Annotated in this window: 22 protein-coding genes and 1 pseudogene; 8 read left to right on the top strand and 15 right to left on the bottom strand. The window is 41.7% G+C overall.

The window, feature by feature from the left end:
* The first annotated feature begins 90 nt into the window (after window positions 1–90).
* Window positions 91–1215: a site-2 protease family protein gene (locus AC6IZ0_RS13945; protein ID WP_497723460.1), complete on the top strand. Its 1125-nt coding sequence runs from the start codon at window positions 91–93 to the stop codon at window positions 1213–1215.
* Window positions 1216–1315: 100 nt separating this feature from the next.
* Complete coding sequence (locus tag AC6IZ0_RS13940; RefSeq protein ID WP_497723459.1) at window positions 1316–1879, top strand: class I SAM-dependent methyltransferase; 564 nt, start codon at window positions 1316–1318, stop codon at window positions 1877–1879.
* Between the two features lie 295 nt (window positions 1880–2174).
* Here AC6IZ0_RS13940 and lipB read toward each other — a convergent pair whose 3' ends face one another.
* A complete protein-coding gene (lipB, locus tag AC6IZ0_RS13935; protein WP_497723458.1) occupies window positions 2175–2867 on the bottom strand; it encodes a lipoyl(octanoyl) transferase LipB in 693 nt (230 codons plus the stop codon).
* 683 nt (window positions 2868–3550) lie between these two features.
* Here lipB and hpf point away from each other — a divergent pair.
* A complete protein-coding gene (gene hpf / locus AC6IZ0_RS13930; protein ID WP_497726061.1) occupies window positions 3551–4201 on the top strand; it encodes a ribosome hibernation-promoting factor, HPF/YfiA family in 651 nt (216 codons plus the stop codon).
* Between the two features lie 213 nt (window positions 4202–4414).
* Here hpf and AC6IZ0_RS13925 read toward each other — a convergent pair whose 3' ends face one another.
* From AC6IZ0_RS13925 to AC6IZ0_RS13910, 4 genes and pseudogenes are all read right to left on the bottom strand, one after another.
* Window positions 4415–4876: a peroxiredoxin gene (locus tag AC6IZ0_RS13925; RefSeq protein WP_497723456.1), complete on the bottom strand. Its 462-nt coding sequence runs from the start codon at window positions 4874–4876 to the stop codon at window positions 4415–4417.
* A 20-nt stretch (window positions 4877–4896) separates the two neighbouring features.
* Window positions 4897–6827, bottom strand: a pseudogene (locus tag AC6IZ0_RS13920) (ABC-F family ATP-binding cassette domain-containing protein).
* 402 nt (window positions 6828–7229) lie between these two features.
* Entirely contained in the window at window positions 7230–7646 is a 417-nt protein-coding gene (locus AC6IZ0_RS13915) for a DUF1824 family protein (RefSeq protein WP_271734816.1), read from the bottom strand.
* A gap of 84 nt (window positions 7647–7730) precedes the next feature.
* Window positions 7731–8579 (bottom strand): prohibitin family protein, encoded by an 849-nt coding sequence (locus tag AC6IZ0_RS13910; RefSeq protein ID WP_497723454.1) that lies wholly within the window; start codon window positions 8577–8579, stop codon window positions 7731–7733.
* A gap of 481 nt (window positions 8580–9060) precedes the next feature.
* Here AC6IZ0_RS13910 and ccmS point away from each other — a divergent pair, with 481 nt between their 5' ends.
* The gene (gene ccmS / locus AC6IZ0_RS13905; protein WP_497723453.1) at window positions 9061–9495 is read left to right on the top strand and encodes a beta-carboxysome assembly chaperone CcmS; all 435 of its coding nucleotides are present in this window, start codon (window positions 9061–9063) and stop codon (window positions 9493–9495) included.
* A gap of 15 nt (window positions 9496–9510) precedes the next feature.
* Here the strand turns inward: ccmS and AC6IZ0_RS13900 are convergent, their stop codons facing one another.
* From AC6IZ0_RS13900 to AC6IZ0_RS13885, 4 genes are all read right to left on the bottom strand, one after another.
* Window positions 9511–10734: a DUF790 family protein gene (locus AC6IZ0_RS13900; RefSeq protein WP_497723452.1), complete on the bottom strand. Its 1224-nt coding sequence runs from the start codon at window positions 10732–10734 to the stop codon at window positions 9511–9513.
* Window positions 10664–12232: a DEAD/DEAH box helicase family protein gene (locus AC6IZ0_RS13895; RefSeq protein WP_497723451.1), complete on the bottom strand. Its 1569-nt coding sequence runs from the start codon at window positions 12230–12232 to the stop codon at window positions 10664–10666. The genes AC6IZ0_RS13900 and AC6IZ0_RS13895 overlap by 71 nt, the downstream gene beginning before the upstream one ends.
* Window positions 12233–12386: 154 nt before the next feature.
* The gene (locus AC6IZ0_RS13890) at window positions 12387–12548 is read right to left on the bottom strand and encodes a tetratricopeptide repeat protein (RefSeq protein ID WP_497723450.1); all 162 of its coding nucleotides are present in this window, start codon (window positions 12546–12548) and stop codon (window positions 12387–12389) included.
* Between the two features lie 188 nt (window positions 12549–12736).
* Window positions 12737–14092, bottom strand: coding sequence for a protein kinase domain-containing protein (locus tag AC6IZ0_RS13885; protein WP_497723449.1), 1356 nt, complete (start codon window positions 14090–14092; stop codon window positions 12737–12739).
* Window positions 14093–14386: 294 nt separating this feature from the next.
* Here AC6IZ0_RS13885 and AC6IZ0_RS13880 point away from each other — a divergent pair, with 294 nt between their 5' ends.
* The 3 genes from AC6IZ0_RS13880 (at window position 14387) to AC6IZ0_RS13870 (ending at window position 15995) form a co-directional block, all read left to right on the top strand.
* Window positions 14387–14647, top strand: a complete 261-nt coding sequence (locus AC6IZ0_RS13880) for a hypothetical protein (protein ID WP_497723448.1) — start codon at window positions 14387–14389, stop codon at window positions 14645–14647.
* A complete protein-coding gene (locus tag AC6IZ0_RS13875; protein WP_280792053.1) occupies window positions 14625–14993 on the top strand; it encodes a type II toxin-antitoxin system VapC family toxin in 369 nt (122 codons plus the stop codon). Before AC6IZ0_RS13880 ends, AC6IZ0_RS13875 begins: the two co-directional genes overlap by 23 nt.
* 63 nt (window positions 14994–15056) lie before the next feature.
* The gene (locus AC6IZ0_RS13870) at window positions 15057–15995 is read left to right on the top strand and encodes a Fic family protein (RefSeq protein ID WP_497723447.1); all 939 of its coding nucleotides are present in this window, start codon (window positions 15057–15059) and stop codon (window positions 15993–15995) included.
* Window positions 15996–16008: 13 nt separating this feature from the next.
* Here the strand turns inward: AC6IZ0_RS13870 and AC6IZ0_RS13865 are convergent, their stop codons facing one another.
* Window positions 16009–16209 carry a hypothetical protein gene (locus AC6IZ0_RS13865; RefSeq protein ID WP_280802100.1) on the bottom strand — a complete coding sequence of 67 codons (201 nt, stop codon included), beginning with the start codon at window positions 16207–16209 and terminating at the stop codon, window positions 16009–16011.
* Here AC6IZ0_RS13865 and AC6IZ0_RS13860 point away from each other — a divergent pair.
* Entirely contained in the window at window positions 16193–16366 is a 174-nt protein-coding gene (locus AC6IZ0_RS13860) for a hypothetical protein (protein ID WP_497723445.1), read from the top strand. The genes AC6IZ0_RS13865 and AC6IZ0_RS13860 overlap by 17 nt on opposite strands.
* Before the next feature lie 564 nt (window positions 16367–16930).
* Here the strand turns inward: AC6IZ0_RS13860 and rffA are convergent.
* The 5 genes from rffA to AC6IZ0_RS13835 form a co-directional block, all read right to left on the bottom strand.
* Window positions 16931–18058 carry a dTDP-4-amino-4,6-dideoxygalactose transaminase gene (rffA, locus tag AC6IZ0_RS13855; protein WP_497723444.1) on the bottom strand — a complete coding sequence of 376 codons (1128 nt, stop codon included), beginning with the start codon at window positions 18056–18058 and terminating at the stop codon, window positions 16931–16933.
* Window positions 18059–18061: 3 nt separating this feature from the next.
* Entirely contained in the window at window positions 18062–18928 is an 867-nt protein-coding gene (locus AC6IZ0_RS13850; RefSeq protein ID WP_497723443.1) for a class I SAM-dependent methyltransferase, read from the bottom strand.
* Window positions 18929–18967: 39 nt separating this feature from the next.
* Window positions 18968–19540 carry a class I SAM-dependent methyltransferase gene (locus AC6IZ0_RS13845; RefSeq protein ID WP_497723442.1) on the bottom strand — a complete coding sequence of 191 codons (573 nt, stop codon included), beginning with the start codon at window positions 19538–19540 and terminating at the stop codon, window positions 18968–18970.
* 803 nt (window positions 19541–20343) lie between these two features.
* Window positions 20344–20892 carry an SAM-dependent methyltransferase gene (locus AC6IZ0_RS13840; protein ID WP_497726060.1) on the bottom strand — a complete coding sequence of 183 codons (549 nt, stop codon included), beginning with the start codon at window positions 20890–20892 and terminating at the stop codon, window positions 20344–20346.
* 231 nt (window positions 20893–21123) lie between these two features.
* Window positions 21124–22287, bottom strand: coding sequence for a DegT/DnrJ/EryC1/StrS family aminotransferase (locus AC6IZ0_RS13835; protein ID WP_497723441.1), 1164 nt, complete (start codon window positions 22285–22287; stop codon window positions 21124–21126).

Below are 22287 nucleotides of genomic sequence, written 5' to 3'. Positions count from 1 at the left end.
TGCGGTTACCACAACTGGGGAATAAATTAATAGATTTTAATATTACGTTACAATTATTGGATACAGCAGACGTATTCAAAGGTGTACGGCATGAATGGTACAATTCGCGTTGGCAATCTCTTCGGGATTCCCTTCTATATCCATCCGTCGTGGTTTCTCGTGCTGGGCTTAGTAGCTTGGAGTTACAGTAGTGGACTAACAGCACAATTTCCCTGGTTATCTGGGGGATTAGCTTTTTTACTGGGACTGATGACGGCGTTGTTATTGTTTACCTCCGTCGTCGCCCATGAATTAGGACACAGTTTTGTCGCAATTCACCAGGGAATTGATGTAAAATCTATTACCCTGTTTATATTTGGCGGTCTAGCTAGCTTAGAAAAAGAGTCCCAAACCCCAGGGGAAGCATTTTGGGTGGCGATCGCCGGTCCTTTAGTCAGCTTGTTGCTGTATGGGACATTTACAGTAATTAATGTCACCACCACCGCCAGAGGAGCAACAGCAGCCATCCTTGGTGTTCTCGCCTCCGTTAACTTAGCCTTAGCATTATTTAACCTGATTCCCGGCTTACCCCTAGATGGTGGCAATATCCTCAAAGCAGCCGTGTGGAAGATTACAGGAAATCCTTATAAAGGTGTATCCTTTGCCAGTAGAGTCGGACAAGTATTTGGTTGGGTGGCGATCGCCTCTGGTGTGATTCCACTAGTATTATTTGGTAGCTTCGCCAACTTCTGGAACCTATTAATTGGTTTCTTCCTGCTGCAAAATGCCGGTAGAGCAGCGCAATTTGCCAGGGTACAGGAAAAATGCACAGGTTTAACAGCAGCAGATGCTGTTACCGCTGATAGCCCCATTGTATCTGCTCATACTAGCCTTAGAGAGTTTGCAGATCAAAGAATTTTCCAAAATCAAGACTGGAGGAAATTCTTAGTCACTGATGAAGAGGGAAGATTAGTAGGGGTAATTAACCTGGATGATTTGCGAGGTATTCCCACAACCCAATGGACACAAACCCCCATCAGCACCGTCATGAAGTCCATTGAGCAATCTACCACAGTCAAATCAGATCAACCCCTATTAGAAGTAGTACAGCTACTCGAACAGCGCAAATTATCCACCCTGTCTGTGATTTCTGAGAATGGGGTACTTGTGGGAATATTAGAAAAAACTGCGGTTATTCAGCTACTGCAAGGTAAAACTCAACCTAACCCTGTATAGCTAGTCATCAGAATTGAATACCCCCCAACTCCCTGATAATTTATCGGGGATATTTATGTGTAAATTTATTTCAACCAGTTATTCTAACCAGAGGTAAAAGATGTTTGAGAAACAGCCACAAAATTTACAGCAAAGGGTAAAACAACTAGCGACTAAAGCCATAGAGGACTCAAATCCTACCGCCTGGTTTGATGTTTTGTATAGTCAGTCCCAGGGTGATGTTACCCAGATTCCTTGGGCAAAGTTAACCGCTCACCCCTATTTACAAGATTGGTTGACGACTAATAACCCTCAAGGTGAGGGAAAATCAGCCCTAGTGATTGGGTGTGGTTTAGGGGATGATGCGGAAGCTTTAGCAACCAGGGGATTTCAAGTAACCGCTTTTGATATTTCCCCCACAGCTATTAACTGGTGTCAGCAAAGATTTCCTAACTCCTGTGTCAACTATGTCGTTGCAGATTTTTTAGCCCTTCCCTCACACTGGGAGCAAGCCTTTGACTTAGTGGTAGAAATCAGGAATATCCAAGCTCTACCCTTGAATATCCGCTCAACTGTAATCACATCGGTTGCTTCTGTAGTTGCACCTGCAGGTACTTTACTATTGATTAATCGGTTTCGCGAAACTGAGGTAGAACCTGATCGGACCGCCTTGGCCTTTGTCTAGTTGCGAATTAGCCCAGTTTACACAATTGGGTTTACAAGAACTCAACCGGATTGTATTTTTTGAGAGTGACCGGGCTGATATTCCACAACTACGGATAGAATATCAAAAATCTGCCCCAGTGTAGGAATGCTACAAAATATTACTGAAAGTTCACATCAGCACTATTTTAGGGATTTTTGAGCCACAATGGAGGTAGGAACCCAGCAAATGGAGGTGTAAGATGACTCACAATCTCACATTATCTGACCCTACCACTTACCTGATATTTAAACTCAGTATCCTGATGATGGTACTGCTAGTATTGTTGGTGATTTCCGCTGCTCCAGCGGTTTAGTCCATCCGCGACTAATTCCACGCCGAATACTTGGGCAAAACACCGGGCTATATGAACACGTACCTCTTGAGAGGTAATACCGGGAATCCATTCGGCTAAACTACTTACAGGCTTATCGGCAATACCACAGGGGATAATCTCTTGAAAGCCTAACATATCAGGACAAACATTGAGGGCGAACCCATGCATAGTAATCCAACGGCTAACTTTAATCCCGATGGCGGCTACTTTTTGTCCTTCTAGCCAAACACCAGTCAAACCCGCAAGGCGATCGCCAGACAGGCCATAAACAGCTAATACCTGAATTAATACTTCTTCTAATTGCCTTAAATACCAATGCAGGTCTTGGCGATAATGTCGCAGATTTAAAATCGGATAACCTACCACCTGACCAGGACAATGGTAAGTCACTTCGCCGCCCCGTTCAACTGTGTGGACATCAAATTGAGTATTTTCTCGGTCAAATTTGAGAAATTTTAAGTTGCTTCCTTGTCCCAAGGTGTAGACAGGGGGATGCTCCAATAATATTAACACATCTTGGAGATTAGGGTGATGAATGCGCTGGGTCAATAGCGATCGCTGCCATGATAGAGCATCGAGATATGGCATCAGTCCTACATTAAATAACAAACAACTTCTGTGATCTGTTTCCATACTACGGATTATGCCAAAAATCAACTACCTTATTGACCAAATATATTGCAACTGACAAGAGTTGAAGCAACAAATGTCAAGCTATGCAAAGGATTTTAAAGGAACATCAACTAAATGTGCATTACAGAATACAAAGTGCTACGTTAGACATATAACCTCAATGGTGTTAGGAGCTAGTCTTAAGCTGAATATTTTATATACAAAACTATACTTATGTTGACAAGTATTGACATAAGTGAGTTAGAAAATCGCCAACTTGATATATAATCCTAGGATATCAAGTATTGAATTAAGACTATTGCCAACGCGAAAACCAAGCAATGATAGCGGTAGTCTTTCTTGTAAATCTTAAGAGAAATATCGCGTCTGGCTAAGGCGTGCAAGTCTACTGAGGGATAACCGCTCCCATGCTCCCGTTGAAGTAGAAAGTAAAGTCTAGCTTTGTCTAGGTTTTATATAGCAGGAATTCTCTGCATCAAGCATCAAGCCCAACAGGATCACAACGAATGCACTGGTCTGATCAATCTCAAAAATAGTTTGCATCTCAAACCAGATCGAAGATCCGATAGAGAGTACATTAAAATCGTTCAAAATTTGTTTTGGCGGTAATGCGCGATATTACCGCGACATCCATTCATACAAAACAAATTCACATCAAAAAATATATCAGTGGGAGAGTTTACATGAAGCTTGTCATCCACGGCAAAAATATTGAAATCACCGATGCAATTCGGGAGTATGTACATCAAAAAATTGAAAAAGCCGTCAGTCACTTTCAACACATCACTAATGAAGTGGATGTACATCTAAGCGTCGCCCGCAATCCCCGAATTACTACGAAGCAAGCAGCGGAAGTGACTATTTACGCCAATGGTAACATTATCCGTGCTGAGGAAAGCAGCGAAAACTTATATGCCAGCATTGACTTAGTGGCAGATAAAATTGCCCGTCAACTGCGTAAATATAAAGAAAGACGTCAAGATCAAAAAACTCACGCCCAACCCACAAATCAAGCATTAGTTCCCGAACCAGTGGCCGCAGATTTAATCGGCGATCGCACCCCCGAATTACCCAATGAGGTGATCCGGACTAAATATTTTCCCATGCCACCCATGACCCTTGCAGAAGCCACAGAACAGCTGCAACTAGTGGGACACGACTTTTATATGTTCCGCAACTCAGAAAGTGGGGAAATTAATGTGGTTTACGAACGTAACCACGGCGGTTACGGTGTCATTCAACCCCGCAAGACCAACGGTCATACCAACGGTAAGAATGGTCATTCAGCCCATGTTAATCATGGCGTAGGGGACAAATCCCACTCCTATAAGTAAGTAAATCTAGCCCCCTCCCCTTAATCAGGCTACGGTGTACACACATCCTGACCCAAAGAGAGTTTCCAGTCCTAAAAACAAGATGTAACCGGAAATCCATTTCCCCTCCTCGCTTGCGGGGAGGGGTTAGGGGTGGGGTCTCTTAATACAAAAGAGAATTTTCCGACTTGTGTGTACACGGTAGCTTAATCAGGGGAGAGGGGCTGGGCAATGTCAATTCACGGCTAACTCTTGCAAAATTTTCAGCGCTTCCTCTACGTGAGCCTGAAAATTAAACATAGTATCCAAAACAAACCGCACAACCCCCTCTTGATCAATTACATAGGTTACACGGCCAGGAACAAAACCAAAAACCATAGTAGCGCCGTATTCCTTACGCACCTTGTTATCTTTATCACTCAAGAGAGTGAAAGGTAAATTGTATTTTGCCGCGAATTGCTGGTGAGATTGCGGAGAATCTCCACTCACGCCAATCACTTCAGCACCCGCAGTTTTAAACACCTCGTATTGATCCCGGAACCCACAAGACTCCGCCGTACATCCGGGTGTGTCATCCTTGGGATAAAAGTATAAAACCACCGCTTTTTTGCCCCGAAAATCCCTCAGACTGACTCTAGAGCCATTTTGATCGCTCAGGGTAAAATCAGGGGCGGTATCACCAACTTTAACTGACATATAATTTCTTACCGTTTTTCTTAAGATTCCATCTCAGCTAATTCTAACCAGCGTTCTGTAGCTATATCAATGGACTGCTTCAGGTTTTCTACCTGTTCGTAGAGTTTTTGGACTTGGGTGTAACTCCCCCCAGATACACTACTCAAGGCTTTCTCCGCTTCCGCCTTCTCAGATTCCAACTTGGCAATTTTAACTTCTAACTCCCCAAATTCCCGCTTTTCCCAATTTGACAGTCGGCGACGCTTTTTATTTTCCGTCACTGTAGATGAACTGCTAACCTTGGGTGTTGCTGGTGGTTTTTCAGCCACATTGGCCGCTTGCTGTTGTTTTTCTAGCTCCTCTTCTGCTTTTTTGTAATCTAGATAAACTGAGTAATTACCTGGATATTGTCGTAGATTACCGCCCTCCTCCAGGGCAAAAACATTATCTACAGTCCGATCTAAAAAGTAGCGATCGTGAGAAACTGCAATTACACACCCCGCAAAATCTTCTAAATAATCTTCTAGTACCGCCAATGTTTGCACATCTAAATCATTAGTTGGTTCATCTAAAATCAACACATTGGGTGCACCAATGAGAATTCGCAACAAAAATAAACGGCGTTTTTCGCCCCCAGATAATTTATGAATTGGCGCGTACTGCTGGTTTCCCGGAAACAGAAATCGCTCCAACATCTGCGAAGCCGAAATTTGAGTACCGTCGGCAATTTTGACAAATTCCCCTTCTTCCTTGATATAGTCAATCACCCGCTGATTTTCATCTACCGCCGCGAGTAACTCTTCAGAATGCTGGTCAAAATAACCAATGTGAACCGTAGCGCCAATTTCCACAGTACCAGAATCTGGTTGAATCCGCCCGGTAATCATATCCATTAAAGTAGATTTACCAGTACCATTACCCCCAATAATCCCAATCCTGTCTTCTGGACTAAATTCATAGGTGAAATTATTAATCAGAGTGCGGCCATCATAGCCCTTAGATACATTATTTAATTCAATCACCTTTTTACCAATGCGGCGGCTAACTGTGGAAATCTCCACTTTACCTTGAACTTGTTTAAACTCAGTTTCCCGCATGGCTTGGATGCGTTGAATTCGGGCTTTTTGTTTAGTACTCCTGGCTTTTGGCCCCGACTCAACCATTCTAATTCCCGACGTAATACACCTTGATGTTTACGTTGGCTACTCATAGCCGACTCTTGGGCTAAAGCTTTCTTTTCCAGGTAATATGAATAATTACCTGCATAGGTGTAAACATCACCTCTGTCTATTTCAATAATCCGGTTTGTGACCTGATCTAGGAAATAGCGATCGTGAGTAATCAGTAACAGCGTACCACGAAAGCGATTTAAATAACTTTGCAGCCATTCCACAGACAGCGCATCTAAATGGTTAGTAGGTTCATCCATCAGTAAAACGTCTGGTTCCGATAGTAAAGCTGTAGCTAAAGCAATGCGCTTGCGATATCCTCCCGATAAAGTCCCAACCACCGCATCAAAATCAGAAATTCCTAACTTAGTTAAAATAATTTTGGCGTTGGTTTCCAACTCCCAAGCGCCTGTGGTTTCCATCCTTTGCATCACCCCAGACAAGCGGGACATCAACTGACTATCTTCTGGATGATCAACAAGTTTCTGAGATAGTTCCTCATACTCACGTACTAAAGACAAGTGTTCACCGCTATCAGCAAAAATTTGCTCTAAAACTGTGTAATTCTCGTTTACATCTGGTTGTTGGGGTAAGTAAATTACCTTTGCACCAGCACTAAAAGTAATCTGTCCACTATCAATTGATTCTAATCCGGCAATCATTTTTAACAAAGTTGATTTACCAGAACCATTAGTACCAATTAAACCCACTTTATCAGTAGCATCTAAACTAAAACTGGCATCTCTTAAAATTTCCTTGATCCCAAAATCTTTTTTAACTGATTGTAATGTAATAATACTCATAGAGGATGTTTGATAAGTTTTCAACAGATAATTTTTATCTTAGGGAACAGGGAACAGGGAACAGGGAATAGGGAACAGGGAACAGGGAACAGGGAATAGGGAACAGGGAACACACAAAAAACAATCAAATCCAGTCCCCTCCCCTTACAAGGGCAGGGTTAGGGTGGGGTCAAAAATATTCGATACACTAATCATGACTTGACAAACATCCTCATAGAAATTAGTCGTTTTAACTTTCAAATTATTTTGCTATTTTAATTATTATAAGCATAAATCTTGTGGGGTGGGCATCTTGCCCGCGCATAAATCTTGTGGGGTGGGCATCTTGCCCGCCCTGCCTACTTACTCCCATCAAATCCGGGTGTATCCATAGAGGACTAAAGTCCTCACTACCAATCTGATCTAAGCAAACAAATCCAGGGGCAAATGCCCATACATTTCGTTAATTCCCCCTTCACGATAAGATTGACAAGAAATTAATACCCCCCGATGATGTCCCGCATAGGAATCAAGATAACATAAACCATTTTTGCCATTCAATTTGATATAAACTGGACCTTCTGGTGTTGGTAAATTACTCGGGGCTTCATAGCCAAAAGCATAAGAATAAGTTCTCATCGCCAGTATCCCTTCTGCGGCTGTATCAGCACAAATTCCCAATATTTGGTAATCAGAAATACTAGTTACCAAAATTAAAGCCCGACGCACTAAAGCCTCCTCTGAGGGTTTGAGGATAGGTGCTATATCTAAGCAGTTGAATTTGTTCAGAATTTTTTTGGCTTCTGAAACTGTGAGATTTTGATGGTTGGGAGTTGACATAACTTAGTTTCTTATGTTCTGGTTGAGTTTTGCTAGTGGTGTGTGTGAGGTGGGTATAGCCCACCCCGCTATGATTAACCTAAATTATGATTGGTCGGTAACATTACCTAAGTTGAAAATGAATGGTACACTGCCTTTGGCTTCACCACCCATAACGAGAACTTTCGGCATTTGAGCGCCGCCAGTTCTCCAAGCTTCAATTGCTTCTTTTTGCAGAACTAACTCTCCCCCTTGGGCTTTGAGGGTTTCTGCTAAAAGTCTTTGAGCCTCTGCTTTACCTTTAGCGCGATTAACATCTGCTTGCGCTTCTTGTTCCGCTTCTCGTGCTACATAAACTGCTCTTTGAGCCCGTTGTTCAGCTATTTGTTTTTCTTCTACAGCCCTGGCAAACTCCGGTGAGAAATTCAAGTCAACTACACTAGTGTCTAAAACGATTATCCCATATTTAGCCAAGCGATCGCCCAAGGCTAAATCAAAATCTTCTTTTAATTCACTTCTTTTGGTAATTGCTTCTTCTACCGTTCTTCTGGCCGCCGCGATTTTAAACGCTTCCTGTGTTTGCGGCGCAATTATTTTGGAAACGATATTTGCTAAAGTTCCTTGTCTTCTTCTCACCTCAACTACCTGCGCCGGATCAAGGCGAAAGTTAATCGCAAATCTTGCAGATAAATTTTGCAAATCCTTGGTAGAACTTTCCGCCGGTACTTCAAACTTTTGTACTGTCAAATCATACACATCTACTACTGAGATAAGTGGTGGTTTAATGTGAATACCCTCTAGTAGCGCCCCATCTCTAGCTTTACCTAAGATGCTGATGACTCCTGCTTGTCCAGGACTGAGAATCACAAAGGAATTTACACCGACTAGGACAACCAGTGCTAATACAATACCCAAAACTGTAGTTTGCCAATTCCCGAATTGCTGACTTTTCAAGGTTTGATCTCCTTTTGCATCTTTAGGCAACTTATGTACTATGGTGACACGTCTTCAGCTGTTCTCACCGAAGAATCAGATTACAAAAGCCAGATGCTCTCCTCTCCCCTATGGTGGTAATATCAGTTTCACGCAATGGTAAATCACCTTGGCTGTGGCTGACCAAAAGCCCTATCTGTCAGCCCTGACTTGACTACTAACATGAGTGTTGGCAATAAATTTGACTCGTTATCGGCTGTTTGATTTTGGGTAAAGTTTTTAACTTGGCAGCACCAGCATTAATTGCCATGGCAGTTGATCTGCTAGTTAAGCAGCAAGATTCTATCATTGGTTAGTTTGGTGTTCAAGATACCTTTGGACAATTTTCAATTCTGTTATAATATCTGAATGTTTAGCTGTGGTGGCGCGGTTTTTGCAGTTTTGGTGACAAACTGGGGTAAGATAGGTTTCACGTACTAGGCGCACCAGGCGCAGAGAGTTTATGATGTTTGGTAGTGGTGGCGCGGTTTCCCATAATAGCAAGTGGCGTGTTGAGTTGGATAAGTTTGTTAGGGATAATCACCGCGATTTGGCGGCTGTTTTTTGGGGGTTGTGGTTACAAAATGGTAATCAGCAGGGTACCCTGGGTATTGATTTACAGCCTAGTCCCCATTTTATTTATTGTCCTCAAGGGGCGATTGAGGTTTTAAATCAGAAGGTGGAAAATCGTCTCCAGGAAATTTTGGGAATTATTGACCATCATGATCCTGAGGTGGAAGTGTTGATGATTGCAATTGGTAAGGGTGAACTGAAGTTGATTCAGTTTGCGCCTGAACCTCCCCCCCCGGTTTGTTTTGCACAGGTGGGTAAGGATGTGAATGAGTTATTAGATTTGTTGGAAGGAAAGTTAAATGAGGTGGAGTTTTTTTTAAGCTGAGTTAGCACTGAGGTTTTATTGCTCTCCCTCTATGACTGTTAACACGGCTTTGGGTAAAAGTTTATCTTTGAACCAGACTATTTTGGCGGGGACGTTATCTAATTTGACTCCAGCTTTTTCTAGGTTCAATCTTTCGGAAATGGCTAAAATTAAGTTCTCACATCCAGAACGCCGCACTTGATAAAATTTCTTTTGTAGATATTCTGGTCGCCAATAACCAACTATTTCTAGCAAGTAGTCACGTCCATCAGGATGGACTAGGCGAAAGTCGGGAATCATGACGCTACCAGGTATGGGAATTAAATCTACTTCTCGCTCTAATAACCAATCGGTTTTAAGTACATCCCATTTCTCGGCAAAGGATGACTCTAACATACTATCGTAAGGTTTACCGGGGGAATAGTGGGAGACTAAGCCACATTCAGAGTTGAGGGTAAAACGTCGGGTTGTCCATTGTTTGGTGTCAAAATCTCTGCTCTGTAAGGTGGCGCAAAGACTCCATTTAGTCACATGAAGTAAGGCGGGAATTAATTTGGCGATCGCCAGTCCATATCTTGTACTCGGTCTAAATAAACTTGTCGGACCGTCAACGGTAATTGTAAATCCATGGTCAGCATCTCCCTCAATATACGCCATCAATTGAAACAATTTTAAATAACGAAATAATAGTTTATATTGCCCTGGTACATTGCGATGAGCATTTAAAGTTAACTGACTGGCTTTATAAAAGATTCCCTGGACTTGAGACAAGTTATATCTATTTAATAATTCTACGGGTGTGGGTGCTTCAAAACTGGTTAAAATCTTATTTTCATTCAAATCAGCATATAACCCATCCCGCACTTGTTCCCATAAAACTTCTCTTTGCAGTTGCTGACTCAGTTCATCAGCAATTCTAGTTAAAATAATTTGGGTTGATTCTCTACTACAAACAGACTGGGAGGCTAAACTAAATACCCGCTCTCTTAACATGGGTGGTTCTAGGGGACTAACTACCTCAAAGGTACAGAAACTGCTTTTGAGAATATAACCTAACCCCCGCTTGACTCGGTAATCTGTCCCGTCTCCCTCTAGGTCTAACAGTTGAGTTTCTAGGAACCCTACAGACTTACCCCGCGCTTCCTCAAAACAATTAATTAACTCCTGCGCTAACTCCAAACTATGGCGATCAATCTTCAATCTCTTGGGAATGATTTCCTCTCCGTTCTGGCGATGACTCAGTAAATCCGTCGGTAACATTTCCCTGATCTGTTGAATATTTAATGTCTAACTGTTCTGCTGCTTTGGGGACTCTACTTTGACCCCCACCATAAATTACCCGTAAATTACCCTTGTTCTCTGGGTGTTTTTCGCTGCTCTGGGTTTGGCGATCCACTCCCCTGCGTCTGGCGGAGGTTCCCTCTTCGCTGGTATCTTCGGCTACTACTTCATATAAAATCGCCTGTTTATTAGCTACATTCCCCTTTCTTAACACCCTACCCAACCGCTGTATATACTCCCTGGTGGAACCAGTACCAGATAAAATAATCGCCACGGAAGCAGCGGGAACATCAACCCCCTCATTTAAGACATGGGAAGCTACCAAGGTATTATACTCACCCTCCCGAAACTTCGTGAGAATTTCGTGCCGTTCTTTGACGGGAGTTTGATGGGTAATGGCGGGAATTAATAACTGTTGGGAAATTCTATATACTGTGGTATTATCGGCTGTAAAGATTAAAATCCGCTCCGGGAAGTGTTGGGCTAATAGGTCGGCTAAAATTCGCAACTTGCCATCAGTACCTAAAGCAATATTTTTCGCTTCCCGGTGTGCTAACATGGCTCTACGACCAGCAGGCGATCGCCCACTCATTTTGACAAACATTTGCCAACCTTGAATACTCCCCAGGGAAATTTTAGACTGGCGGAGAAAGTCGTTACGGGTTTGAATTAACTGGTTGTATCGCTCTCGCTCCTGCTGGGATAACTTCACCTTCATTTGCACAATTTCATGGTGAGCTAAAGCACCCCCCGCTAAGTCCTCAGCGCGTTTGCGATAGACTTCTGGACCGATGAGTATATTTAAATCAGCGTGTTTCCCATCGGTACGTTCCGGTGTAGCTGAGAGTCCTAACCGATAAGGAGCAATAGAATACTCAGCTATTACCCGCCCAAAGTCTGTTGGTAAGTGATGACATTCATCAAAAATTATTAAAGCATATTTATTGCCTAAACTTTCCGCATGAATTGCCGCACTATCATAGGTCGCGACTAAAATCGCTGTGCGATCGCCCGAACCACCCCCCAACAAACCCACCTCAGCATCAGGAAACGCCGCCACTAAATGAGCATACCACTGATGCATTAAATCCAGAGTCGGCACTACAATTAGGGTGGTGCGGGGTGTAGATTGCATCGCCATTTGTGCTAAGTAAGTCTTTCCCGCCGCCGTGGGGAGAACTACAACCCCCTGTCTACCCCCCAATTTCCAAGCGGTTAACGCCTCAATTTGGTGGGGGTAAGGCTCCATTTCTAAACTGGGGATTAAATCCACCGGGTAAAATTCCTTGGCTTCATCAATAAAATATACCTCCTCCCCTTGGAGTGCTTCCACCACAGCGCGATAATTAATCGCCGGAATCCGAAACTTTTCCACCCGGTCATCCCATGTAGCGTAATCCATCCACCCTTTACCCCTTGGTGGTGGATGTAAAATTAAAGTACCTCGGTTAAATTGTAGGGTGGGTGTGCGAGCCATTACATATGAACTTGATTTACAAGCTATAGTCATCCTATTTGAGTTGAGAAATTATCAGTGAGGAAAGGGAACAGGGAACAGGGAACAGAAATTGTTCATGAATCATTTAGGATTGCTATAGGTTACTCATTGTACCAGCTGCGCGTTGACATACTCACTTCCTGAAACCTCTGACCCAGTTTTTGATTGAGTTCATCACTTCCCCTGTTTGCTGCTGCGCGTAAACCAGACTACGACTAAGGTAAGTATCAGCATAATTAGGATCAAGAGCAATGGCTTTGTTATAATCAGCCACAGCTAAATCCCATTTCTGCATTCTGTTAAATTGTCAAATAATTAGTTAATGTACATTTTTGGTTCTTCGGTACTTTTTATGGAGAACCCAGTTCAAAATCATGGAAAGCCTTATTGTGTCGGCATTTCATTGAAAATATTGGGCATAATTGTTTATAACCCTTACCCCGTAAGGGTTTTGTTGTTATCAATCCTCGATTACCATAAAATCTACGCAAGACCCACATTTTTGATGGCTTGGATGAAATCAGCCAGAGCTAATTTCCATTTCCCCTGCCTAAAGTGAACATAACCGCGTATGAAGTAAGTCCAAACATCATTAGGCCTAAGTCTAATAGCTTGGGTCAAATCAGCCAGAGCTAAATCCCATTTCCTCTGCCTAAAGTGAACAGAACCCCGACCAACAAAAAAACTATTACCACCGATATAGTAAGCTCCATCATAATCAGGATTAATCCTAGTAGCTTGGTGATAATCAGCCACTGCTAAATCCCGTTTTTCCTGGTTATGGTAAATAATACCGCGATTGTAGTAAGCTTCAGCATAATCAGGATTAAGTCTAATAGCTTGGTTATAACAAGCCAGAGCTAAATCCAATTTTTCCTGGTTATGGTAAATAATACCGCGATTGTAGTAAGCTTCAGCATCATTAGGATTAATCGCAGGGGTAACTACTGGACTAACCGCACTCAAAGCCTGAATCACTTCACTCACAGACTGGTAACGGCGCTTAGGGAGGGGATGGGCTAACTTTTCCAGCATTTCCCCCAACTCATCACTTACCACATTTCCATTGAGGTAGTTTCGCCATACCCATTCCCCTTCTAAGGGACTATATAAATCAAAGGGACTCACCCCTGTTAATAAATGGAGACAGGTTACCCCTAAACTATATAAATCACTACTAAATAATGGTTTCCCCATGGACTGCTCAGGAGCGCAGTACTCCGCAGAGCCGATAATTGTTCCTGTTGCTGTGCGTTGTTGTGGTTTGACTACTTTAGCTGCGCCAAAGTCTACTAAAAATAACTTGTTGTCACTGGTGCGGCGAATAATATTCTCTGGTTTAATATCTCGATGTATAACCTGTTTGCTGTGGACGTATTCTAATATCTGTAACAGTTCTGCTAATAATTTGCGTATTTGCTGTTCTGAAAACACGCCATTTTGATCTAATTCATTTTGTAAGGTGTTTCCTGCTACAAACTCTTGTACTAAATATTGGCGACCATTGACGATAAAATAAGCCATCAACTCAGGAATTTGGGGATGTTTACCCAACTCCTCTAATCTTTGTGCTTCCTGTGCAAATAACTGGGATGCTTTTTCAATGGTATCAGTTCCCTGAGCTTGGGGTAAAAACTGCTTAATTACACAGTAGGGCTGGGATGGTTTATATTTATCTGTAGCTAAAAATGTGCGCCCAAAACCACCCTGACCTAAGATTGAGCGGGGTGTGTATCTTTCTGTCAGCACTAACTTACTACCGCATTGCTGACAGTATTCAAAATTATCGGGGTTGGGGTGCAGACAGTCTGGGTTGAGACAGTAGATTTGATTGCTCATGTCTGGGGCGGTTTGTCAGGTGATGATTGCCAAGAGTTATTATACACTTAAGCATGGGTTAAAGTGCCTGCACAAAAAAGTTTTAGGGAACACACCGAACGCTTCCACCAAAGCCCGATAATTTACAGGATGAAAATAGAGATTTCATCACCAATTACCAATTACCTAATAAAAGATATAGCAATCCTAAATGATTCATGAACAATTTCTGTTCCCTGTTCCCTGATCCGGTGTTCCCTTTCCTCACTGATAATTTCTCAAGTCAAATAGGATGACTATATGGAGATTTAAGCAATGCTGAACTTGCGAATTACCAAAGAACAAGTATTTAGTTTACTTGAACAATTATCTTGGCAAGAAAAACAGGAGATTTTCCAATATCTGAGTCAAAAACTCCACAGCCAAGCAGTTGATAGTCAATCCAATCTTGATCATGCTTTAGAACATCCCATTAACCAACTCTCAGGCAAAATTACAGCTTTTCAAGGGGTTAATGCTTTAGCTTGGCAAGAGCAAATCCGGAGTGAGTGGGATGAAACTGGATTATCTCATTGATACTAATATTTTTATCTCATTGTTCAATCAAGAATTAACCCAACCTGTCCCCAATGGTAACATAGGTTATTCTGTGATCACAAGTATTGAGATTTTGTCTTTTAAGGGGTTATCTTTGGAGGAAGAGAATCTAATTCGCTCAACTCTAAAAACTCTTATCGAAGTATCTCTAGATGCGACTATTGCCGAAAAAACGATTCAATTACGACGAAAATATAGCTTAAAGATTCCCGATGCTGTTATTCTTGCGAGTGCTTGGGAGTGTGCAGCAGTGTTGATTACGAATGATCAGCAGTTGTTCAAAATCAGCGAAGTACAGGTTATTTCTTTGCCAACGAAAAGTTAGGTAAGAGGGAACAGGGAACGGTTCCACCAAGGACGGATAATTTACAGGATGAACATAGACCCTATGCTAGTATCCTATTCTCAACTTTATGAACGGTTTATTGATCAGGTTATTGGTTTAAGTCAAAAAAAAGATTTTTCCTTAACTGCTTTAATCAGTAACTATATTAGCATGAATTACCAGCTTAAATTAGAACAAATAGACAAGTTAAAAGCCTGGTTAGATGACTTTAGACCATTTGACCAAACAATAGTCGCCGAACTCAAAAAGCTGTATGATGTCCGCTTTACTTATAACTCTAATGCCATTGAAGGGAATACTTTAACTCAAAGTGAAACTGAGTTAGTGTTAACCAAAGGAATTACAATTGGTGGTAAGACTCTTGATGAACATTTAGAGGTAATTGGACATAAGGAGGCCATTGACTATATTGAGAGTTTAGCACAAAAAGATACAGTAATTAATGAATGGGAGATTAAACAAATTCACAATCTAATTCTGAGGAAAATTCACCCTAATGAAGCGGGTTGTTATCGGCAATTAGATGTAATGGCTGCAGGGACAAATTATATTTATCCTCCCCATTATTTACTGTCTCAATTAATGACAGATTTTGTGATATGGCTCAATTCAGATGCTGCTTTAACACTCCATCCTGTAGAATATGCAACCATGGCACATTATCGTTTTGTTTCTATCCATCCTTTTCGAGATGGGAATGGCAGAACGGCTAGATTATTAATAAATTTATTGTTAATTCGTGCCGGGTATCCTATTGTAGTGATTAATAATCAAATTCGTAATAATTATATTCATGCTTTGGCCTATGGACAACAAAACCAAGATGATTTAAGTCAGTTGTTTGATTTGGTTTGTGATGCTACTATCAGTTCATTGGTGGAAACTTTAAGGTTATTAGTAACTGCGAGTAGCAGTAGGGAAAAAGGGCAGGTTTTTTATCAGGAAATTACTGATTTTATTGATAATTTTTTGATAAAATAGGTAAATTGCTGTTTTAAATTAATCGGACAATTCCATTATTCAGGGCGATCGCCCTGGGTGCGGGTGTATCCGGGTTGTATATATTATTGCATAGGGAGCCAGGGAATAAATTCCCTGTCTGAAAGCTCAAGTCGGTTAAAAACCGACTGGTTTTGGGGTGGGGTGGAGGTTGTTCTAAAAGTGGCTTAATTACCTTTGTGAGCGATCGCCCCACGATTACCGCTATGCTAGGGATTGAAAATCGCCTGTCCCGAATAAATTACCTACCAAAAACGGTGGATTACCTAGAGCAACTAGGAGCGATCGCAGATAAATACGCCAAAAATAGTTATGGTGAATATTTATGTAAGTTATTAGGACAAATCCCTTGACCCTTTGATTTCGGTGGTTGAGCGAAGTCGAAACCACAATCCCGCCAATACCCCCTGATATTCCTTCGACTTCGCTGACGGGAACGTATTGATTTCGGTTTCGATCTTACTATCGAATATTATTATTTTACCCCACCCTAACCCTCCCCTTGTAAGGGGAGGGGACTGGATTTGATTGTTTTTTGTGTGTTCGGTGTGTTCCCCAATCCTTCAGTGTTCCCTGTTCCCTGTTCCCTTTACTCTGTATAGGACTATTATTTGATTCTTGAACAAGACTATGATTATATTATTGCCATAAAGCCATAATTAAATTGATAAATTAAATTAACAAATCACACGAAAATCCTGACACCCCTCCCTAGTCGGTTTTCAACCGACTTAAGCTTTTAGACAGGGAATTTATTCCCTGGCTCCCGTGTGGATAACTATAAATTATGGCTCCCGTGTGGATAACTATAAATTATGGCTCCCGTGTGGATAACTATAAATTATGGCTCCCGTGTGGATAACTATAAATTATGGCTCCCGTGTGGATAACTATAAATTATGGCTTCCATGTGGATATTAAAAACTCTTAACAGCCTGGACAATTATTTCTATTTGTGAACTTGTCAACTCTGGAAACATGGGTAAGCGCAATAAACAATCAGACAGAAGGTTAGTATGATCCATCTTCCCATTCACCCGTCCATAATGCTTACCAGCAGGAGAGCTATGTAAAGGTACATAGTGAAACACCGCATTAATACCTTGTTCTTTCAAGTAGCTAATTAGCTGGGTACGGGTTTGTAAATCCTCTAGCAGGATATAGTACATATGTCCATTGTGCTGACACTCAGGGGGAATGATAGGACGGCGTAATTTACCAGCTTTTTCTAAAGGTTCTAGCAGTTGATGATAATAGTCCCATACTTTGAGGCGGTTGGTAATAATTTGTTGTGCTTCTTCAAGTTGCGCATAGAGAAAAGCGGCAATTAATTCTCCTGGTAAGTAACTAGAGCCTTTTTCTATCCAGGTATACTTATCTACCTGTCCCCGGAAGAATTGACTGCGGTTAGTGCCTTTTTCCCGAATGATTTCCGCTGATTCTGTGAATTGGGGATTATTGATAATTAAAGCACCGCCTTCACCTGCGATAATATTTTTAGTTTCATGGAAACTAAAGCAAGCCAAGTCACCAAAACTACCAAGGGGTTTTCCTTTATAGGATGACATCAGTCCCTGGGCTGCATCTTCAATTAACAATAGTTGATGTTTGGTGGTAATTTGTTGCAAGGTATCCATTTCACAACCAACCCCAGCATAATGGACGGGGACAATGGCGCGGGTGCGGTGTGTAATAGCTGTTTCTACTAGGGTTTCATCTAAATTGAGGGTATCGGGGCGGATATCTACAAATACGGGAATAGCTCCCCTGAGAACAAAGGCGTTGGCGGTGGAAACGAAGGTATAACTGGGCATAATTACCTCGTCTCCCGGTTCCAAGTCGGCTAAAATAGCTGACATTTCTAGGGCGGCGGTGCAGGAGTGAGTCAGGAGGGCTTTATGGGAGTGGGTATGGTTTTCTAGCCATTGATGGCATTTTTTGGTATAATTTCCATCCCCGGCGAGTTGTCCTGCGTGGTGAGCTTGGCTGATATACCATAGCTCTTTACCGGTCATGTAGGGTTTGTTAAAGGGTATTTTATTCATGGGTTATTGTTTGTAGGCAATTACCAATAAAGAGCCGCCCCAGGGAAAGGAAAAACCTAGTTTAATCAACCAGCGTTCTACATCTAAAATTTTCTCTAAGAGGTAATTTAAGGTGCCACTAATTTTTAACTCACTGGTGGGGTCATAATTCTTTGATGAGCGCTGATTGAGTCGAGAAAGTAGCATTAAGGGTAAGAGAAGAGAAACAAAAGAGGTAACTTTTACTACTTTAAATCCTGTTTGCTGTAACTTGGTGATTAAATCTTGTTTGATATAGCGCCGGACGTGGTGAGCGTAGGTATCAGCTTGACTCCATAACCAGGGATGTTGGGGGACAGTCAGTATTATACCCCCCCCAACTGGGATAGCTTGATACATTTGTGCAAGTACATCTTCATCTTGTTTTATGTGTTCCAGAACGTCAAAAGCTCCAATAATATCAAATTCTTCCGCAAAGGGGATATTACGGGCATCCATTTGAAATAGTGTAGTTTTACACAGGCGGTCGGTGGCAAATTCTAAGCCGGTAGTAAATATTTCACTACCAGAGGTGATGAGGTGGGGGAGGTGTTTTTCAATTCCCTGAAGGACAAAGCCAGTTCCGCAGCCAATTTCTAGGAAGGTTTGAGCGTGGGGGAAGTAATGTTTAATGGCGTAAATGATTAAGCGGTTGCGGGCGCGAAACCAGAAGTTTTTGGCTTCTAGTTTTGCTAGTCTGGGGAACGCTGAGGCCTCAAATCCTTCGCTGGCCGCTGCGAGTTGCGGTGCAAAGCTCTGGTGTCCATCTAATATTGGGGGTGTGTAACCACAGGCGGGACAATCCCAGTTAGGTTGGTTAAAATGATGGTGACATTGGGGGCAGATTTTCATCAAAAACTATTGTTTATTAAAAGTATGTGATTGTTGCATTTAGTATTTTTTTATACATTCTATAATGATATGAGTATAGGGTATCCGTAATAAGTCATGACGAATGTTACAGGATGTATGTGGGGGGGGGAATAAATTATACCCTAGATTTAAGTAACCTTTTTCATCCCTTACATTTTGTCCCCGGTCTTTAGATATAATCCATCTGGCAATGGGGGATTGATTATCAGTATAGCAGTTCTCAACAGCTACTAATCGGCCTCCGGGTTTCAAGGCAGTGTGAGCTAATTTAAACAGTTTTTCTGCTTCTATATCGTCAAGATGATGTAATACTCCAAACACTACAACAATATCAAAATATTCCCTATATGTGAGGTTGTCAGATGTGACTAGTTCACAGATAAAGGTTCCCCGATTGCCATAACGCTTTTTGGCATAACTAATATACTTTTCACTGGCATCAAATCCTATATACTCCACTTGGGGTAAGTAGGATAATAGATCAGCAGGCCCACAACCAATATCTAGTATGCGATCGCCACTATTAGGCCTAATATAATTTTTTACAAAAGTTGTTGATCGTCGATGTGACCCAATTATTGTTTTAAACAATATGTAGAAATAGGGCCGCGATAAAATTGACCGAATTCCGTGAGTAATTTGGGGCATATTAATTTATTATCAATTTTTTTATTATTAATTTTTGGCAAGACAGATAAAACAAAAGCCTGGCTAATAAACTATCTATACTGTTTAATGTAAGTACTACATCAGACAAAAGTCAAGAGTAAATCATATATTATATTCTTAGAGGATGTTTGGAAAGTATTAAACAGGTAATTTTTATATTAGGGAACACACCGAACACACCGAACAGGGAAGGATTGGGGAACACACCGAAACAATAAAATCCAGTCCCCTCCCCTTGTAAGGCTATCCATTACCCGGATCTTTCTTAACATTCGTGAGAGCGATCGCTCGCAAACCCCCAAACCTTAATCCTCCGTTGATGATTCTCAACAAAATAAGGGTTTTATCAAGAAGAATAAGGTACATTTTGTCAAGAGTAGGGAAATTTTCAAGCGTTGAAACCGTGGCCACATAAATGTTTCAAGATTGTTAAGAAAAATGTGGGTAATGAATAGCCTTGTAAGGGGAGGGTTAGGGTGGGGTCAAACAATAGTTCATACACTAATCATGACTTATAAAACATCCTCTAAGAGGATGTTTGGAAACTTCTTGATATGTGATTTTAGTCACGCAAGTTCTTGAGCATTAAACGAATCATAGCGACATAAATAAAAGCCCCTGTGGTTTCAGGTAAAATTTCATAATATTTACTTAACCTTCGGCACCAGTTGAACCAGCCACACGAGGGGGTTTTTTTCCAGGATTTACTAACTCTTTAGATGAGGTTACCCCCCCTGCTTAGACTTTGCGAGGATAGCTTTGTAATCTCCAAAGGATTTGCGACCAAAGAGATTCATAATCCCTTCTCCCAAATAGTATCCCGCCGCAGTAATAAACTTTGGCCAAGTTGTATAACATAGGAGCAATCGCATTGGCCAAAAGTGAAGATGATAGATATCTTCGACTTGAAATCCTGCTTGATTCATTACTTCACAAAACTCTCGGGTATCCATGTTCAAAACTCGATGTAAAAAACCTTTATGGATAGGTTCCAAAAGTATCGCTTTGCCATGAGGTTTCAATGACTTACTCAGTCTTAACATGATGTTGAACAGTTCGTCTCTATTCTTAGAAGCAACTGTGATTGACCCCCAGGATACAAGTAAGTCAAAGTAGTTTTCTTCCTCCAAGTCAAACACCGATTCGACCCTGTAACTAGGATTTCCGATTGGAGATTGCTTTTGAGCAATAGCGATCGCTTCCCTAGAAAAATCGATACCCAGAACCGTTGCCCCCGTTGAGCCAAGTAGCGAGAAATGCGCCCCGTACCACAGCCCACATCCAGCACTCTTGCTCCCTCTAGACGGGGAAGGTATTCTTTAAATAAAGATAATTGTTCTCGATGATAGTAATAATTTAAATGGTTATTATGCCACATCGAGACGGAATCGCCCTTTAGCTCCGCCGCTTTGGAATCCCAATATTCGGGAGTGCAGTAGAGCTTTTCTCGATTCCGGCGGTTGTTTAACATCTTTTTCAGGTCTCTAATTCCTATCGCCAATCTCCTACTCCATCTTTCTAAGCACGTCAACTACGCCCTTAAATTCCTGATCGCTCAACTTGAGGTAAAAAGGAATGTCTAGTACAGACTCTGCTAAGAGTTTAGCATTTCTGAAACTGTCAGGGCAAGGAATATAAGTAAAACTAAAGGCAAAATCCAAGCCTCGCTTGACAGCACGTTGGTAATAGGAAATCTTCTCCCCTCGGACGCGAATAGGAAATCGAATACAAGCCCATTCTGCCGCTTCGTCTTCAGGGGGAAGTTTAAACGCTAAACAGTCAGCGAGTTTAGTCATGTACTCAGCATACTGGTACTGGCGAACCTGAATAATTTCGTCAATTCTAGCAACTTGAACAGCAGCTATGTAGGCTTGCCAGTTTGCCAAGTCATATCGATAAAATTCAGTCTTTTTTTGGTTAAGAGCAGGCGTATCTTCAGTAAACTTGCCTCTAGCTTCAAAAAATAAGGTATGAAAAAGCTTGTAGAGCCAGGGATTTTCTAAAAGCAATAATACTCCCCCTTTTGCCAGCAATTTTATCTTTTCTTGCGCAGGCATAGCGCTAATTTCTTCAGCATAGATTCGGTGAATTCTTTCAAACAAAGCTGGATTTTTGACGTGAATAAAACCACCCTTCATCGGGACGTTAACCAGTTTAGTTGAATCGAAGCTGTAAAACGCTGCATCGCCAAAGGTTCCCGTAAGTTTTCCTCTCACTCTCGATCCCAGAGAAGCAGCAACATCTTCAATCACAAATGCCTGTTTCTGGGCACACAGTTCCAGAATTTTCTCGATTTGACAGGGTATGCCAAACTGATGAGTAGCGATGACAATATCTCCGTCATCTAATACTGCCTCTAAGGCTGAAATTGACATATTAAACCCATCTTCTTCCACCTCAACGCAAGTAACTTCCTTCCCGGCCAAAATCGCCGCCTCAGCGACAGCTTTACAAGTATAGGCAGGAATTAAGATACGAGGGGAATCAATTGCCTTCAAAATAAAGTAAAGACCAGCACGACCAGAAGGAGTCAAGAGAATATTTTCCTCTTGGAGGTAATTTCGCAACAAGCTAGCCAGATATTTTCTATAATCTTTACCGCTTTCAGAGATAAAAAAAGCCTGTAACAGATCCGATAGATGGTAATTCACTTTAGTTCGGGGAATCAT

The organism is Anabaenopsis sp. NIES-4685 (assembly GCF_059725405.1).
The sequence above is the reverse complement of the archived record's forward strand: the minus strand, read 5'-3'. Positions and strand labels throughout refer to the sequence as shown.

Coding starts and splice junctions, on each gene's coding strand:
- AC6IZ0_RS13945 (WP_497723460.1), top strand. CDS start 91: ATGAATGGTACAATTCGCGTTGGCAATCTCTTCGGGATTCCCTTCTAT.
- AC6IZ0_RS13875 (WP_280792053.1), top strand. CDS start 14,625: ATGAAACTGGATTATCTCATTGATACTAATATTTTTATCTCATTGTTC.
- rffA (WP_497723444.1), bottom strand. CDS start 18,058: ATGAATAAAATACCCTTTAACAAACCCTACATGACCGGTAAAGAGCTA.
- AC6IZ0_RS13915 (WP_271734816.1), bottom strand. CDS start 7,646: ATGTCAACTCCCAACCATCAAAATCTCACAGTTTCAGAAGCCAAAAAA.
- AC6IZ0_RS13870 (WP_497723447.1), top strand. CDS start 15,057: ATGCTAGTATCCTATTCTCAACTTTATGAACGGTTTATTGATCAGGTT.
- AC6IZ0_RS13925 (WP_497723456.1), bottom strand. CDS start 4,876: ATGTCAGTTAAAGTTGGTGATACCGCCCCTGATTTTACCCTGAGCGAT.
- lipB (WP_497723458.1), bottom strand. CDS start 2,867: ATGGAAACAGATCACAGAAGTTGTTTGTTATTTAATGTAGGACTGATG.
- AC6IZ0_RS13940 (WP_497723459.1), top strand. CDS start 1,316: ATGTTTGAGAAACAGCCACAAAATTTACAGCAAAGGGTAAAACAACTA.
- AC6IZ0_RS13880 (WP_497723448.1), top strand. CDS start 14,387: ATGCTGAACTTGCGAATTACCAAAGAACAAGTATTTAGTTTACTTGAA.
- ccmS (WP_497723453.1), top strand. CDS start 9,061: ATGATGTTTGGTAGTGGTGGCGCGGTTTCCCATAATAGCAAGTGGCGT.
- AC6IZ0_RS13835 (WP_497723441.1), bottom strand. CDS start 22,287: ATGATTCCCCGAACTAAAGTGAATTACCATCTATCGGATCTGTTACAG.
- hpf (WP_497726061.1), top strand. CDS start 3,551: ATGAAGCTTGTCATCCACGGCAAAAATATTGAAATCACCGATGCAATT.
- AC6IZ0_RS13885 (WP_497723449.1), bottom strand. CDS start 14,092: ATGAGCAATCAAATCTACTGTCTCAACCCAGACTGTCTGCACCCCAAC.
- AC6IZ0_RS13895 (WP_497723451.1), bottom strand. CDS start 12,232: ATGGCTCGCACACCCACCCTACAATTTAACCGAGGTACTTTAATTTTA.
- AC6IZ0_RS13900 (WP_497723452.1), bottom strand. CDS start 10,734: ATGTTACCGACGGATTTACTGAGTCATCGCCAGAACGGAGAGGAAATC.
- AC6IZ0_RS13890 (WP_497723450.1), bottom strand. CDS start 12,548: ATGCAGAAATGGGATTTAGCTGTGGCTGATTATAACAAAGCCATTGCT.
- AC6IZ0_RS13850 (WP_497723443.1), bottom strand. CDS start 18,928: ATGAAAATCTGCCCCCAATGTCACCATCATTTTAACCAACCTAACTGG.